The 15,984-nt window shown below is 42.9% G+C and carries 15 protein-coding genes and 1 riboswitch; of the genes, 8 read left to right on the forward strand and 7 right to left on the reverse strand.

Annotated features, from left to right (window positions below; all coding sequences use genetic code 11):
* Positions 1-26: 26 nt before the first annotated feature.
* Positions 27-809, reverse strand: a complete 783-nt coding sequence (locus E0D95_RS08965; RefSeq protein ID WP_228258843.1) for a hypothetical protein — start codon at positions 807-809, stop codon at positions 27-29.
* A 14-nt stretch (positions 810-823) separates the two neighbouring features.
* Positions 824-1,654 (reverse strand): hypothetical protein, encoded by an 831-nt coding sequence (locus E0D95_RS08970; protein ID WP_130803535.1) that lies wholly within the window; start codon positions 1,652-1,654, stop codon positions 824-826.
* A gap of 337 nt (positions 1,655-1,991) precedes the next feature.
* A riboswitch (TPP riboswitch) is annotated at positions 1,992-2,126 on the forward strand.
* Positions 2,127-2,214: 88 nt separating this feature from the next.
* On the opposite strand from E0D95_RS08970, the gene thiC reads away from it, so the two are divergent.
* The 5 genes from thiC to gluQRS all read left to right on the forward strand — a co-directional run bounded on the left by thiC (position 2,215) and on the right by gluQRS (position 7,339).
* Positions 2,215-4,131, forward strand: coding sequence for a phosphomethylpyrimidine synthase ThiC (thiC, locus tag E0D95_RS08975; protein WP_130803536.1), 1,917 nt, complete (start codon positions 2,215-2,217; stop codon positions 4,129-4,131).
* A gap of 75 nt (positions 4,132-4,206) precedes the next feature.
* Positions 4,207-4,827 (forward strand): NUDIX domain-containing protein, encoded by a 621-nt coding sequence (locus tag E0D95_RS08980; RefSeq protein WP_130803537.1) that lies wholly within the window; start codon positions 4,207-4,209, stop codon positions 4,825-4,827.
* Between the two features lie 10 nt (positions 4,828-4,837).
* Positions 4,838-5,650: a 3',5'-cyclic-AMP phosphodiesterase gene (gene cpdA, locus E0D95_RS08985; protein ID WP_130803538.1), complete on the forward strand. Its 813-nt coding sequence runs from the start codon at positions 4,838-4,840 to the stop codon at positions 5,648-5,650.
* 211 nt (positions 5,651-5,861) lie between these two features.
* Positions 5,862-6,395, forward strand: a complete 534-nt coding sequence (gene dksA / locus E0D95_RS08990) for an RNA polymerase-binding protein DksA (protein ID WP_130803539.1) — start codon at positions 5,862-5,864, stop codon at positions 6,393-6,395.
* Positions 6,396-6,457: 62 nt separating this feature from the next.
* Positions 6,458-7,339, forward strand: a complete 882-nt coding sequence (gene gluQRS / locus E0D95_RS08995) for a tRNA glutamyl-Q(34) synthetase GluQRS (RefSeq protein WP_228258895.1) — start codon at positions 6,458-6,460, stop codon at positions 7,337-7,339.
* Between the two features lie 49 nt (positions 7,340-7,388).
* On the opposite strand, the gene ftsW is transcribed toward gluQRS, so the two are convergent.
* The 5 genes from ftsW to E0D95_RS09020 form a co-directional block, all read right to left on the reverse strand.
* On the reverse strand, positions 7,389-8,585 hold the full coding sequence (gene ftsW / locus E0D95_RS09000; protein ID WP_130803541.1) for a putative lipid II flippase FtsW: 1,197 nt from the start codon (positions 8,583-8,585) through the stop codon (positions 7,389-7,391).
* Between the two features lie 26 nt (positions 8,586-8,611).
* Positions 8,612-9,958 (reverse strand): UDP-N-acetylmuramoyl-L-alanine--D-glutamate ligase, encoded by a 1,347-nt coding sequence (murD, locus tag E0D95_RS09005; protein WP_130803542.1) that lies wholly within the window; start codon positions 9,956-9,958, stop codon positions 8,612-8,614.
* Positions 9,959-10,116: 158 nt separating this feature from the next.
* Positions 10,117-10,368: a DUF6587 family protein gene (locus tag E0D95_RS09010; RefSeq protein ID WP_130803543.1), complete on the reverse strand. Its 252-nt coding sequence runs from the start codon at positions 10,366-10,368 to the stop codon at positions 10,117-10,119.
* 30 nt (positions 10,369-10,398) lie between these two features.
* A complete protein-coding gene (gene feoB / locus E0D95_RS09015) occupies positions 10,399-12,252 on the reverse strand; it encodes a ferrous iron transporter B (RefSeq protein WP_130803544.1) in 1,854 nt (617 codons plus the stop codon).
* The gene (locus E0D95_RS09020) at positions 12,249-12,515 is read right to left on the reverse strand and encodes a FeoA family protein (protein ID WP_130804874.1); all 267 of its coding nucleotides are present in this window, start codon (positions 12,513-12,515) and stop codon (positions 12,249-12,251) included. Before E0D95_RS09020 ends, feoB begins: the two co-directional genes overlap by 4 nt.
* A gap of 148 nt (positions 12,516-12,663) precedes the next feature.
* On the opposite strand from E0D95_RS09020, the gene xerD reads away from it, so the two are divergent.
* From xerD to E0D95_RS09035, 3 genes are all read left to right on the forward strand, one after another.
* Entirely contained in the window at positions 12,664-13,584 is a 921-nt protein-coding gene (gene xerD / locus E0D95_RS09025) for a site-specific tyrosine recombinase XerD (protein ID WP_130803545.1), read from the forward strand.
* A gap of 140 nt (positions 13,585-13,724) precedes the next feature.
* Positions 13,725-14,540 (forward strand): DsbC family protein, encoded by an 816-nt coding sequence (locus tag E0D95_RS09030; protein ID WP_130803546.1) that lies wholly within the window; start codon positions 13,725-13,727, stop codon positions 14,538-14,540.
* A 136-nt stretch (positions 14,541-14,676) separates the two neighbouring features.
* Positions 14,677-15,978, forward strand: a complete 1,302-nt coding sequence (locus E0D95_RS09035; protein ID WP_130803547.1) for a homoserine dehydrogenase — start codon at positions 14,677-14,679, stop codon at positions 15,976-15,978.
* The last annotated feature ends 6 nt before the right edge of the window (positions 15,979-15,984 follow it).

Here is a 15,984-nt window from a genome sequence, read left to right on the forward strand (position 1 = left end):
TGAAATGCAGTTCCTTGAAGAATTATTTAACCGTTCGGATATTGCTCAGTCATTAACTGCATTCGTAACATGCCCAATCGTGTCGCTAAAGTAGTTAAAATATACAAGTCCCGTTTACGGTTATTTTTTGGTAAGCAAAGCACATCATACTCCATCGGCATTTTCATATCGACTGGAGCAGCCGCTTGTATGCCTTTTATCTTGGAAATATCGACTGCCAGAGCTTGTTGATCTACATGTGTAACCACGGCGACATTGCCAAGGGCCTTAGCAGAACCTGCTTTCAAAATAATGGCAGATATAACTTCATCAAGTGTCGCAATTGTGGTTCCTGCACTTGTTACTTTTGGCATACCAATCGTACTGACTTTACCACTGTCGAAGCGATATTTAGTTTTTAGAACAGATGCGACTTCCCACTGTGCATAAATCGGTGCCTGTGTTGCCTGATAAAGTATATATACAGCATCTGCAATCTGTTCATTAATTGGACCTGATTCTGGCATGGCAAGAGGGTCCAGTGGCGCACGATATCCAAAACTGTACGCCACAATGGTTTGAATTGATTTAGTATCAATAGTCGGTACTATCCAGTTAAATAATGTACTCAGTAAATATTGAGTTTCTGTGTTTGCTAGAGTGGCATCATTCAATTCAGTTGTTAGTTTTGACAACATTTGACGCTGTAATTCTGCATCTGAAATAACCAAAGGTACATTACTGGCGAAAGTATGGCGACCTAAAGCGCATAGACCTATTAAAGATGGTGTTAAGGTCATAAACTGGCGACGTGAAAGCATAATTTTCATTAGTCCCAAATAGGTTAGTCGTTAGGATAAGTCTGGTTGACGAGTAGATTAATCTGGCTATACATTTGGGCATACATGTCGTGGACCAGATATAAACTACGACTACGTGTCCAAGGTTGCCCTGACTCTGGATCATAGATTACAGGTAATGCAACCTCCTGAACGACACTGGCATTCATGCCACGAAGTTTGGATGTTAAAATACATCGCTTGGAGTGGTCACGGTGTCCAACCACAGCAACATTTCCAAGCGCTGAAGCGCCGCCAACCAACTTAATAATTGCAGATGCAACATCATCAGTATTTAAATAAACAATACTACCATCAGGGGCGACAATAGGTTCTATAGACGTTAAAACATCTGAACCTAAGTTATATTTGGCGACTAGAAAACGTGCAATTTCCCATTGTGCATAAATCTTGACGGGTTTTAGTTGATAAATCTGATAAATAGTATCAGCAAGTGCTTCATTTACAGGTCCTGGATCAGGCATTGCTGATTGATTAGCGCCAGTACTAGGTGTATTCCCACTAGCTGCATTGGGACGGTTACCAAAGGCATAAGCTACAATAGAATTAATTTTTGTCGCAGCAATCATTGGTAGCTCCCAAGAAAAGCAAACATCCATTAGCGTTGTAGCAAGCTGACCAGCTAAAAATGAGTCACCTAGTTGAGTACCTAATTTAGCTGCCATTTGCTCGTGTAAATTGGCATCGTTAACAGGTACAGATATTTCCTCATTTGATTCACTGTTATCGTTACAGCCACTGAGCAGGGCTACCCCAGCCAAAGCCGAGCCAAGAGCCAGAAACTCTCGACGATTGTTACCCGTTAGATCAGTCATAACTTGCTTTACCTTTTAAATATTGTTGAATCGTGGTGATAAAAAATTCATCTTTAAATTCGAAATAAAGATCTCATTTCGGTTTACTTAGAAAATTTTTTTATAAGCAGATACTTTTATACAACCTTCTAAAATCATGAAATGAGGCTCATATCTAAGCGCTTAAAATTTTTAGAAAATCTAAAGGGGGTTGGTTGCAATGTGATGACAATGACGGATATTTAGGTCGTATTTATACTTTTTACTCTCAGCCTTGTAACCATACGCAGAATATTACTTAATCAATACTTTTTATTTCTATATCGCTTGTAGCGCATTAATCCATGTTAGTATTGAAGCATGCTTGACGGAGCGCGAGTAAGCACTCGCTGAGATTGGGTAAAGTTGTTCAATCGTTTGAATATCTTTGATCCCAAGTACCGTTGAACCTGATCAGGTTAAAACCTGCGTAGGAATCAAGCCATCTAAGAAACTTATATATTTGATTTATCTCATACGATAATTTTATTTTCGTTTTTTGGTTGCTTGATTCGTAATTGTTCTGCCAAAGGATTAAAGCGATGAACCAATTAACGAATCTTTCCCCTGCTGATGAGCCAACACAATATGCACAGGCTTCAGCACAACACGAACAAGATGCCAAAGACTTGACCCGCATTTTGCCTGCCTCAAAAAAAGTTTATATTCAGGGTTCCCGACCCGATATACAGGTTCCGTTTCGTGAAATTTCATTGACTGATACCCCCACAGGTTTAGGCGGTGAACATAATCCTCCCGTGATGGTGTATGACACTTCAGGTGTCTATACCGACCCAAATGTCAAAATCGACCTCAATCAGGGCTTACCTTATGTCCGTCAAACATGGATTGAAGAACGTCATGACACCGAGGTTCTCTCAGGTCTAAGTTCTGAATTTGGACAAGCACGACTCAAGGATATTCGTACCGCTGAAATTCGTTTTGCGCATATCCAAAATCCGCGTCGTGCCAAATCAGGCAAGAACGTGACGCAAATGCATTATGCCAAACAAGGCATCATTACGCCTGAAATGGAATATATTGCGATTCGCGAAAATCAGCGTCAACGTGAGGGTGTCGATATGCGCCAACACGCGGGACAAAACTTTGGGGCTAAAAATTTAACCGAGATTACCCCAGAATTTGTGCGTCAGGAAATTGCTGAAGGACGTGCCATTATTCCAGCCAATATTAACCATCCTGAATGTGAACCGATGATTATCGGACGTAACTTTCTGGTGAAAATTAATGCCAATATCGGTAACTCTGCCCTCGGCTCATCCATTGATGAAGAAGTTGCAAAAATGACATGGGCAACCCGTTGGGGCGCAGATACCATCATGGATTTATCAACAGGTAAAAATATCCATGAAACCCGTGAATGGATTATTCGTAATTCACCTGTTCCAATCGGTACGGTTCCTATTTATCAGGCACTCGAAAAAGTCGATGGTATTGCAGAAAACCTGACATGGGAAATTTTCAAAGACACCCTAATTGAACAAGCTGAACAAGGCGTGGATTACTTTACCATTCACGCTGGTGTATTACTCCGTTACGTTCCTATGACCGCCAATCGTTTGACAGGTATTGTCTCACGTGGGGGTTCAATTATGGCACAGTGGTGTTTGGCGCATCATGAAGAAAATTTCCTCTATACCCATTTCGATGACATCTGCGAAATTATGAAAGCCTATGATGTCTCTTTTAGTCTAGGCGATGGTTTACGTCCGGGTTGTATTCAGGATGCCAATGACGAAGCACAATTTTCAGAATTGAAAACATTGGGTGAGCTCACCCATCGCGCATGGGAACATGATGTTCAGGTCATGATTGAAGGTCCGGGACATGTCCCAATGCACATGGTCAAGGAAAATATGGACTTACAACTTGAAGTCTGTAAAGAAGCACCATTTTATACACTTGGGCCTTTGACCACTGACATTGCACCGGGTTATGACCATATTACCTCTGCGATTGGTGCTGCCATGATTGGCTGGTATGGTACCGCCATGCTGTGCTATGTCACCCCTAAAGAGCACTTAGGTCTACCCAATAAAAAAGATGTCAAAGATGGCATTATTACCTACAAGATTGCGGCCCATGCTGCTGACCTTGCTAAAGGACATCCGGGCGCACAAGCACGTGATAATGCGTTGTCAAAAGCACGTTTTGAATTCCGTTGGGAAGATCAGTTTAATCTTGCGCTCGATCCAGACACTGCACGAAGTATGCATGACGAAACCATGCCGAAAGAAGCACATAAATCAGCTCACTTCTGTTCAATGTGCGGTCCAAAATTCTGCTCGATGAAAATCACACAGAATGTGCGCGATTATGCTCAAAATCTGGAGACTGCCAACCCGATAATCAGTGATCGTTCCGAGGTTGAACAAGGTCTCAAAGCGATGAAAACCGCTTATCATGAAAATGGTCAAAAGCTCTATCAAAAGGTCTAATTTTTTAAAAAAAATATTGTCTTTCAGTTGATCTCGGTTAGGATGAAATGAATCTATTTCATCCTGATCAAAGTTATGACAATTGTTGAACGTGCTACTTTTTCTCATGAAGATGTCAAAATCAATTCCCGTGAATCTCTATTTCAGGGATTTGTACAGGTTGAAAAAGTCGGTCTACAACATCGTCTGTTTGGTCAAACAGGGTATATTCCAGAAATTCAAAGAGAACTCATTCAGCGCAAGACAGCAGCAGGCGTTCTCATTTATAATGACCAACAACAACGGTTTGCATTAATTGAACAATTCCGTGTCGGCGCACTGGATGATCCCGACTCTCCATGGCAGCTTGAGATTATTGCGGGTGTTCTGGATGGTCAGGAATCCCCTGAAAACTGTATTCGCCGTGAAAGTCTAGAAGAATCAGGCTGTGAAATTGAGACCTTGCAGCATTTATTCAGCTTTTATCCATCGGCTGGGGCATGCTCTGAAGTTTTTCATCTGTATGCCGCACAGGCTCAATTGCCTGAACATGGTGGGGTACATGGCGTAGCAGGTGAAGGAGAAAACATTCAACTGCACATATTTAATTATGCGCAACTCGATGCCTTATTTGCACATGGGCGTTTAAGAAATGCGCCAGTGATCATGGCATTACAATGGTTACATCAAAAAATTAAAAATGACAAAAGATTTTAAGGGGTAATACGTGGCTTTTCAGGTTGCACCATTTTCAGCACAAGAATATGTCCTGATCCAGATTACGGACACCCATTTGCTCGAACAACCTGAGCACGAATTTGTGGGGATGAATCCTGAGCAAAGTTTTCATCAGGTGATCCAACACATTCAAGATCATTATCCTCAGGCCGATATGATTATTCATACAGGCGATCTGGCTCAAGCTCCTAAAGCTCGAACCTATCATCGTTATCTGGAGTTTATGCAAGCACTGGGAATTCCTTTTTTTCAGACGCCAGGCAATCATGATGATCAACAATATTTTCCATTTCATGCGGCACATGCACAGCAACCTACACTGATTCAGCTTGGCAACTGGCGCATCATTTTACTGAATAGTGCACTGAGTGATCATATCGATGGATGGATCTCGGATACCCAATTGGAGCAATTGACTGCATTGCTCACAGCGCATGCAGAGCATCCGACCATTCTCGCCTGTCATCATCATTTATTTGAAATGCACTCCAAATGGATTGATCAGCATAAGCTCAAAAACAGTCAAAATATTTTTGCAGCACTTGAACCATTTAAACAAATTAAGGCCATCGTGTATGGTCATGTCCACCAACATTCTCAAAACTTCTGGCAGCATATTGAATGTTTGTCTACACCTTCAACCTGTGTGCAGTTTAAACCGCTCAGTGAGCAGTTTGCACTGGATCCGATTGCACCGGGTTATCGTGTGATTAAGCTCAAACCGAATGGTGAATTTGAAAGCCACGTTCATCGTCTGGAAAATGAGATTCAGAACATAAATACTGAAATATCAGGCTACTAAGCTTTTATTTTTTGGGGTTTGGCTTGTATTGCACCAGCGATAGAAAATCTTTGCAACGAAATCCCATGAAAGATGACTATCATCTTGCAAAAAAAATCTATATGATGACGACCCCGATCGAAAATACGCCGACGGGATGGAATAAAAAACACTTGCATACCACCATATTTTTTGCGTATAGATAGTACGTGTATGATGAGGAATGCCCTATATGGCGAATGACAACCAAAACCAAGTCTTGGACGAAAACACTGATGTTTTAGACGGTGATAAAACCGCGGCAAAACGTGCGCGTAAACCAAAGCCAAAGGCTGCTGAAGGGGGCACCACTGCAAGTTTATTTGGTATTGAACCTTATCAACCAAAGAAAAATGAAGAATATATGTCGGATGGGCAACTTGAGCACTTCCGTAAAATTCTACAGGCGTGGAAAGCTGAATTGATGTCTGAAGTTGACCGCACCCTGAACACCATGCAGGATGAGTCTACAGCTCTGCCAGATGTCAATGACCGCGCGACGCAAGAAGAAGAATTTGCAATTGAACTGCGTACTCGTGACCGTGAACGTAAACTGATTCGTAAAATCGAGCAATCGCTAGAAGATATCAAATCAGGTGATTACGGCTACTGTGAAACCTGTGGTATTGAAATTGGTTTGCGTCGTCTTGAAGCACGTCCAACCGCAACTCAATGTATTGACTGCAAAACACTTGCTGAAATCAAAGAGAAGCAAAATAACGGTTAATTTTGACCGTGAATGATTCCTTCGCTGAGCATGGCTCGGTTCTTGTAGAGGGGCGAAACAGTATTTCTGATGTTTCGCCTACTCACTACTCAGGGCGTTTTGCGCCTTCTCCAACAGGACCATTGCACTTTGGTTCATTGATGACTGCGGTCGCCAGCTATTGTGATGCAAAATCACAGCATGGCAGCTGGTTGGTTCGTATCGAAGACACCGACATTCCGCGCATCTTTCCCAATAGTGAAACACATATTTTAAAAAGTATTGAAGCCTTTGGTTTTGAGCCCGATGCCGAGATCATTTTTCAACGTCAGCGTTTATCTATTTATGAACAGGTCATTGAGCAACTAAGACAGCAACATTGGGTCTATGCCTGTCAATGTACCCGAAAGATGCTGGGTTCCAATGCCATTTATCAAGGGACTTGTCGTGACCTTGATTTAGACTTTCAGGATCAGGCGATTCGGGTCAAAGTCAGTGACGAACTGATCTGTTTTGAAGATCGTTTGCAAGGTCGACATTGTAGTAACTTGCAACACGATTTAGGCGATTTTGTGCTCAAACGCCGTGATGGCATTATTAATTATCAACTGGCAGTGGTCGTGGATGATTATTTGCAGGGCATTACCCATGTGGTACGTGGTGCAGATTTACTGGACAATACTGAGCGTCAAATCTGGCTAGGTCATTTACTAGGCTATCCACGTTTAAGTTATATGCATTTGCCGCTCGCCATGAATGCCAGTGGTCAAAAACTGTCTAAACAAAATCTGGCACAGGCACTGGATTTAAAACAGGCACCATTATTATTATCACAAGCCATTCAGGCATTGCAGCAACCTGCAGTTGAGCTAGATACTCCTTCAAATATGCTCAAACAAGCCATTGTACAATGGAACATTGCACATATTCCAAAGCAAACCGAGTTGGCTGGAACTTATTTTTAGTGCATAAAAAACCCAGATTTTCATCTGGGTAAACTCTTAATTTAAATAATTAGAAGTTCGATTCTTCACGATCAGGATTAAGCTCTTGTGTTGAAGCATCAATTTTAAGTACTAAACTAATCATGGCAGCACACATCATTAATGAGGTTCCCCCATAACTAATAAATGGCAGGGTTAAACCTTTGGTGGGCATCAAACCCATGTTCATGCCTGCATTAACAATGATCTGAAGTAGAAAAATAATACTGATCCCATATGCCAGATATCCTGCACGTAAAAAATTATGCCTTAAGGCACGGTGACCAATCTTGATACAACAGGTGAGCATACCAAAGGATAAAAGCAGGACAATTGAAATTCCAACAAACCCAAATTCCTCCCCCAATACAGCCAGCATAAAGTCAGTATGTGCTTCGGGTAAATAAGAAAGTTTTTGAACACTATGCCCTAATCCTGTTCCAAACCATTCACCACGCCCAAATGCCATCAGTGCATTGGAAAGTTGATAACCCGTCCCAAGTGGGTCAGCCCATGGATTGGTAAATGACATGGCACGTGCTAAACGATACGGCTCAAATAAAATCAGGAAACCAATCCCCATGACGACTGCGCCGAGCATAATCGCAAACTGGGTAGGCGGTGCACCAGCCAAAAAGAAAATGCCGACCATCATTAACACAATCACCACTGTCGCGCCTAAGTCAGGCTCTGCAATGATCAAACCGACGGTAATCGCCATAATACCACTCAGTCGCACCAAGCCTTTCCAGTGCGTTCGGACTTCTTTGGCACGGCGTACCACATAATCTGCAGTAAAAATTGCCATCATGACTTTTGCCACTTCGGTTGGCTGCAAGGTAAAACCTGCCAGTCTAATCCAGCGTTTGGAGCCATTGACCTCAGCACCAATCACCAAAACTGCCAGTAACAGCACAATCGTGATCAGCCATAAAGGAAACGTGTTTCTAAACCAGAGATTGAGCGGAACCTTATACACCAGATATGCAATGATGGCTGCGCTGGCAATGGAAATCGCATGGCGCACCACATAGTGAAATGGATTTTCATGCATATATTCAGCATAGGGCATGGAAGCAGAGGCCACCATGACCGAACCAATACACAGTAAACACACCACGCAGAAAATTAGTACATTTCTGGCAGTCATTTCTGCAGGAAATTTGGGAATCCAGCGGTCATACCACTGATTAATTTTCGTTATGGTTGTCTGAGCAAAGCCAGCCATCGCATATTCCTTATTTTTTGTTCTGATTAAACCAGTGCATTGACACAGGCAACAAACTGATGCCCACGATCTGGATAGCCTTTAAACATATCAAAACTTGCACATGCAGGCGATAATAATACAACATCATGTTCGGTGGTTTTAGACTGTGCCAATTCAACCGCTTGTTTTAAGCTTTGCGCTTGAATCAGTTCAGTGCTGCCCTGTAAGGCTGTTGCTATTATAGGCGCATCTTCACCCATCAAAATCGCAGCTTTTACATATTTAGCAACTGAAGCTTTAAGTAAACTGAAATCCTGACCTTTGCCTTGTCCACCCAAAATCACCACCACTTTGGCTTGTTGCGGCTCTATCGCTGCCCCCAAACCATCAATTGCGGCTAAGGTCGCGCCAACATTGGTTCCTTTGGAGTCATTATAATAACGTACCCCATGCACAGTTTTGACATATTCACAGCGATGTTCCAGACCTTTAAATTGCTTTAAGGTCTCTAACATTGAATCTCGCGGCAAACCAATCGCCTCACCTAAAGCCAAGCAAGCCAGTGCATTGGCAACATTGTGTGTGCCTTGAATATACAGCTCTGAACTTTTAATCAAGCGTTCACGACCTCGCGCTAGCCACAATGTGCCATTGTCTTCACGTAAGATCCCATATTGATTTAAATCAGGGGCATTTAAACCAAAACTTTGCATCGGTGTTTGATCTGGGACTAAAGGTCGAGTCAAACTGTCATCACGGTTATACACGACTTTTTTGACTCCCTGAAAAATGCGGTGCTTGGCTTTGTGATAACCGAACATATCACCATGACGATCTAAGTGATCTTCACTCATGTTCAGCACCACCGCGACGGCTGCATTCAGGTTAGATGTCGTTTCCAGTTGAAAACTAGATAATTCAAGCACAATCAATTCAGGCTGATCTTTGAGTAAATCTAAGGCGGGACGACCCAAATTTCCACCCACTGCAACTTTACAACCTGCATCCAGTGCCATTTGTCCAATTAAGGTCGTGACGGTACTTTTTGCATTTGAACCTGTAATTGCAACAATCGGCACTTCGGTGGCGCGGCGTAATAATTGAATATCACTCACCACAGGAATCCCTTGGGCAATCGCCTGTTGAATTTCAGCAAGTTGTGGAGCAAGACCAGGACTTAAAATGATTTCTTCAGCTTGTAACAGCAAGTCCAGATCAAGTTTACCAAAGCTGGTTTTGACTTCGGCAGGAATCTGGTCATGACCGGGTGGAGTTTCACGGGAATCAGTGACCGCAACACGGTAACCCTGTTCATGCAAAAAATTGACCGCAGAAACACCTGAAATACCAAGCCCTGCCACCACTTTTAATCCACCCCGTTGTATTAGCATATACGCCCCATATATTGATGCCAGAATTGAATGGCAAAATGTTAGCACTTCTAGGTTTTGAATACTTTTTCAGTTTTCAGCTTATTCATCGTTTTTTGTGTCAGCGCGTAAAAAAAGCCATCAATTTGACGGCTTTTTAGACATTTTAGCTGAAATGCTTAATTCCACTTCACAGGTTTAACTTCAACATTTTTGCTGATTGGCTTGTCATCGACCGAACAGCCACAACCGCCTGCACAACCTGATGCTATTTTGGGTTTCAAGCATTGAGACAATCGCTGCCAGCCGTGCTGCTCACAAAAGATCGACATTTTGGAAAAAACGGAATTTGATGTTTTTGGAAATACTTTTTTAAATACAACCACTGCACTCCAAATCACCAATACCGCAATAATCAAATATTCAATCATTTCAGCCTCCGTTAGGCGTAGACATACGCCTTAAACAAAAATACGTGACGCCACTTGATAGGTTAGAAATGACATCAAATATGCCAAACCAAACAAATAAGCGGTCATCATTGCCACACTTTTCCATGAACCTGTTTCACGGCGCACGGTTGCCAATGTCGCCAGACAATGAGGTGCATAAATAAACCAGACCAGTAGAGATAATCCTGTCGCCAATGACCAACCTGTATCTGGTGCACTAATCAACTGGCTCAGACTTTGTGCAACTGCATCATCACTCGTTGCTGAAAGTGCATAGACTGTTCCTAGTGCTGCCACCACCACTTCACGCGCAGCCATGGCAGGAATTAAAGCTATACAGATTTGCCAGCTAAAACCAATCGGGGCAAATAATGGCTGAATCAGGTGCCCTAACATCCCAGCAAAACTATAGTCAATGGCAGGTAAAGTCGCCCCTTCTGGCGGTTGCGGAAAGGTACATAAAAACCATAACAACACAGACAGCGCAAAAATAATGCCACCCACACGCTTTAAAAAGATCTTGGCGCGATCAAGCAAACCAATACCGACACTTTTAAAATTTGGAAAGCGATAACTCGGCAATTCCATCAATAACGCATGTTGAGACTTGTCTTTCTGCAAAAACTTCATCACCACAGCCACCAATAGCGCACTTAAAATACCCGCCATATAGAGACCGAATAACACCAATCCTTGCAGGTTAAAAATCCCCCATACGGTTTGACTCGGAATAAAAGCACCAATCAGTAAGGCGTAAACAGGCAAGCGAGCCGAACAAGTCATAAGAGGTGCGACCATAATCGTGGTAAAACGATCACGCGGGTCACTAATACTTCGGGTCGCCATAATACCGGGAATGGCACAAGCAAAACTGGACAATAACGGAATAAAAGCACGTCCACTCAAACCTGCTTTAAACATCAGTTTATCCAGCAGAAACGCTGCACGCGGAAGGTAACCAGACTCTTCCAGAACTAAAATAAAAAAGAATAAGATCAGAATTTGTGGCAGGAACACCACTACAGCGCCAGCCCCAGCAATAATTCCGTCCACCACCAGACTGTGCAGTAAAGGTTGTGAGATAAAACCACCAACGACTTCACCGAACCATCCGAAAAAGCTTTCAATGCCATCCATAAATGGAGCAGCCCAAGCAAATACAGCTTGGAATACAACAAACATCAAAATGGCAAGACTGAGTAATCCAAGCACCGGATGCAAAAAGATTTTATCCAAAAAGTCGGAACGTTTATCTTCCTGATCGGCATAATTCACGACATCATTTAAAATCATTTCAATTTTTTGATGATGGGTGCCTTTTAAACCCGAAAGTTCTGTATGCGGAATGCTAAATTTATTCTGATCCAGCGCAATCTTCAGGTTTTCAATACCTGCATTGCGCACAGCCACCGTCTCGACCACTGGGACGCCCAAACGTTCAGATAGTTTTTGTGCATTGACCTGTATCCCGCGACGGCGTGCTTCGTCCATCATATTGAGTACGACCAATACGGGACGACCCAGTTCCAAAACTTCGAGCACCAAACCCAAATGCAGTTTTAAGTTAGTGGCATCGACCACACATAAAAATGCATCCTGTTGTTCTTCGCCTTCAACTTTTCCCAGACAGACATCACGGGTAATGGCTTCATCAGGACTGGTGGCATTTAAGCTATAAGTTCCGGGCAAATCCAGTACACGAACCGTTCTTTTTGAAGGCAATTCAAAAAAACCGACTTTACGTTCAACCGTCACGCCTGCATAGTTCGCGACTTTCTGACGTGTACCTGTCAATTGGTTAAATAACGAGGTTTTACCACAGTTCGGATTTCCAACAAGTGCGATACGAAGCGCTTCACTCATGCTGGAACCTCATCGTTCTGGTGAATTTCAATTTTTTCGGCTTCAGCTTTACGCAACGCAAAACGGGTAAAACCCAACTGAACAAGAATCGGATCTCCTCCAAATACGCCTTTGGCGATCACTTCTACCTTTTCACCAGAAACAAAACCAAGGGTTTCCAAGCGACTTGCGACAAGGTCTTGCTGATCTGCATTGCCATCTACGGTACGATTGACCTGAGTGATGATGGCAGTTTGCTTAACTTTTAACTCTGATAAACGCACCGCATCTGATCCTGAACTCTTTTGCATAGTATAACGTCAAATGAGAATAATTAACAAATAAGGAAGAATTACAATTCTCATTTTTTTTGCTGACTCGACAGCATTTCTGATTTCACCTAAAGTGTTCTGGATATAAGAGATCGATTATATGACCGTCACCAAAAAGCCACGTGTTCCTGCGGCCGTGCACATTCCTGAACAATTTAGTTTCTTACATGGTTTTCGTGATTATCTGGTCGCGCAAAGCGTGAGCCCTCATACGCGCAATGCATATTTAAGTGACCTCATTCAGTGTGGTCATTTATCTGACGTAGATTTGAACCAATGGTCAGCAGATGATGTCTCAGATGTCATGATTGAACTGACCAAACTGGGCAAAAGCCCGCGCTCGATTGCTCGTTACCTCTCCGCACTGCGTCAATTTTATAAATTTATGCGTGAACAAAAGCTTCGTAGTGATAACCCTATGGCGAATCATAAAAGTCCCAAATTAGGTCGAGCTTTACCTAAAGATTTATCTGAGCAGGATGTTGAGGCACTGATCCAGGCGCCTGATACTGAAACTGCATTGGGTTTGCGTGACCGAGCCATGCTGGAAGTTTTATACGCCTGTGGTCTACGTGTTTCTGAGTTACTCAATCTACGACTCGATTTAATTAATTTAAAACAGGGCTATTTGCGTATTACGGGTAAAGGGAATAAAGAACGTCTGGTGCCAATGGGACAATTTGCTACAGAATGGATTGAACGTTATTTAGCAGAGTCACGACCGCAGTTGTATAAAACCAGTACCGATTATTTATTTCTAACCCAACATGGCGGCATTATGAGCAGACAAAACTTCTGGTATGCCATTAAGCGTTATGCCCTGCAAGCCCAGATTCAGGCGGAGTTATCCCCACATACCTTGCGTCATGCCTTTGCCACACATTTACTCAATCATGGTGCTGACCTGCGGGTCGTACAAATGTTACTCGGACACAGCGATTTATCCACCACGCAAATTTACACCCATGTTGCTCAAGTTCGGATGCAACAACTCCATGCCCAATATCATCCACGCGGTTAATCAATCAGCAAAAATGTGTGTGCAAATCTACAAAAATACTGATTATTTTTTACAGTTCAGATTGAATAAAGCACATGGCTGATTGTTTTTTTTGCTATTCTTAGCCCTTTCCACATAGAATTTTGATATAAGGGTTGTCTATGTTATTTACCCGATCCCGCCTTTTTTTAGCTTGTGCTATCGCATCAAGCCTTGCTGTTACTGCCTGTTCTAAAGAAAATCAAGCACAAAAACAAGATACCTTAACTGCCAGCGCACCTGCGACAGGAGAAGCCTCAAATCTGACGGAACGTAATGCCCAGCAACGTCTTGCTAAGACATTGCAACAGCAGTTTCAAAAGGCCAATATTAATGCCAAAGTGATTGATATTAAACCAACTGAAGTGCCTAACTTATATTGGGTCAATCTGGAAGGAATGAGTTCTGTCTATGCCACCAGTGACGGTAAATATATTATTCAGGGTGAAGTCATCCGCTTAGGGGACAAAGAACTCACCAATGTTGGAGATGCTTTGCAATCTTCGGAAAATAAAAAGCTGTTTGCCACCCTAAAAACCGAAGATTTAATTGTCTATCCAGCCAGCAATGGTAAAGCCAAGCATGTGATTTACGTGTTTACCGATTCAAGTTGTCCGTATTGCCACAAGCTGCATGAACATATCAGTGAAATCAACAGCAAGGGCATTGAAGTTCGTTATATCGCATGGCCACGTGGTGAGCAATTTATGCCAACCATGGAAGCAATCTGGTGTAGCGAAGACCGTAAATCGGCATTTGCCCAATCGGTTCAAGGTCTGCCTGTGCAAGCAGCTCAATGTAAAAATCCTGTACGTGATCAATACCAACTGGGTCTCAATATTGGGGTGAATGGCACACCTGCAATTTACAACAGTGAAGGTCAATATTTGGGTGGATATCTCACCCCTGATGAGTTAGTGAAACGACTGGAAAAATAAATATTCACAATCATTACCATAATTTATAAAAATTTGACATAGGGTGAAGATAAAGCACACTTCGCCCTAGAGTCTGACGCTTTTTTTAGCTATGATTTAGCCATGTTTATTTTTTAACGCATGTATGGAGTGTGACGTGAAACCAGTTCGTCTGGCAATACTCGGTCTTGGAACCGTTGGTGGTGGAGCCCTTAAACTATTACAAGAAAACGCTGCTGAAATTAAACGTCGCACCGGTCGTGAAATTCAAATTACCCATGTGGGTACTCGTCGTCCCCGTCCAGATCTTGAGCTTGAAGGCATTCAGCAAAGTGCAGACTTGATGGACATCGTACGTCAGCCCGATGTTGATGTGGTGGTTGAAGTCATGGGTGGCATCCATCCTGCTTATGAAGTCATCATGGAAGCCATTCAGCATGGCAAACAAGTGGTCACTGCCAACAAAGCCTTACTTGCAGAACATGGCAATGAACTTTTTAAAGCTGCTGAAGACAATGCAGTACAAATCGCTTATGAAGCCGCGGTGGCTGGTGGTATTCCCATTATTAAAGTGATTCGTGAAGGTTTGGCTGCCAATCGTATTGAATGGTTAGCGGGTATTATTAATGGTACAGGTAACTTCATCCTGACTGAAATGCGGGATAAAGGTCGTGCTTTTTCAGATGTGCTGACTGAAGCGCAAGAGCTGGGTTATGCCGAAGCCGATCCAACCTTTGACGTTGAAGGAATTGACGCGGCACATAAACTCACGATTTTAGCTTCATGTGCATTTGGTATCCCTTTACAATTCGACAAAGTGTATACCGAAGGCATTAGCAAGATTACCGCTCAGGATGTCAAATATGCAGAAGATCTTGGCTTCCGTATTAAACATCTCGGGATTGCCCGCCGTGCTGAACATGGTATTGAACTACGGGTGCATCCAACCCTGATTCCAGAAGAACAATTGATTGCCAATGTCAATGGAGTCAAAAATGCAGTGCTCGTACAAGCGCATGCAGTTGGTCCAACGTTATATTATGGCGCAGGCGCAGGTGCAGGGCCTACAGCTTCTGCGGTTGTTGCGGATATCGTAGATATTGTACGCGATATTTCTTATACCGAAGACGGTGCAGGAACCATTCCTCAGTTGGCGTTCGAAGCGTTGACAGACTTGCCAATTTTAAAACGCGAAGAAATGACCACTGGGTACTATCTACGGGTCGATGCCGAAGACCAGACTGGTGTACTTGCAGATATTACGACTATTCTCAGCCGTGCGGGCATCAGTATCGATGCCATCATGCAACAATCTCGTTTAAAAGATTTAATCCCGATCGTTATTTTAACCGATCCAGTGCTTGAATCTAAAATGGATGACGCGATTGCAAAAATTCAGGCTTTGCCTGCAATTCGTGGCGAAATCGTGCGAATTCGTTTAGAATCGCTGGATAGTTAATCAGGT

Source organism: Acinetobacter ihumii, assembly GCF_900625095.1.
Taxonomy (GTDB): Bacteria; Pseudomonadota; Gammaproteobacteria; order Pseudomonadales; family Moraxellaceae; genus Acinetobacter; species Acinetobacter ihumii.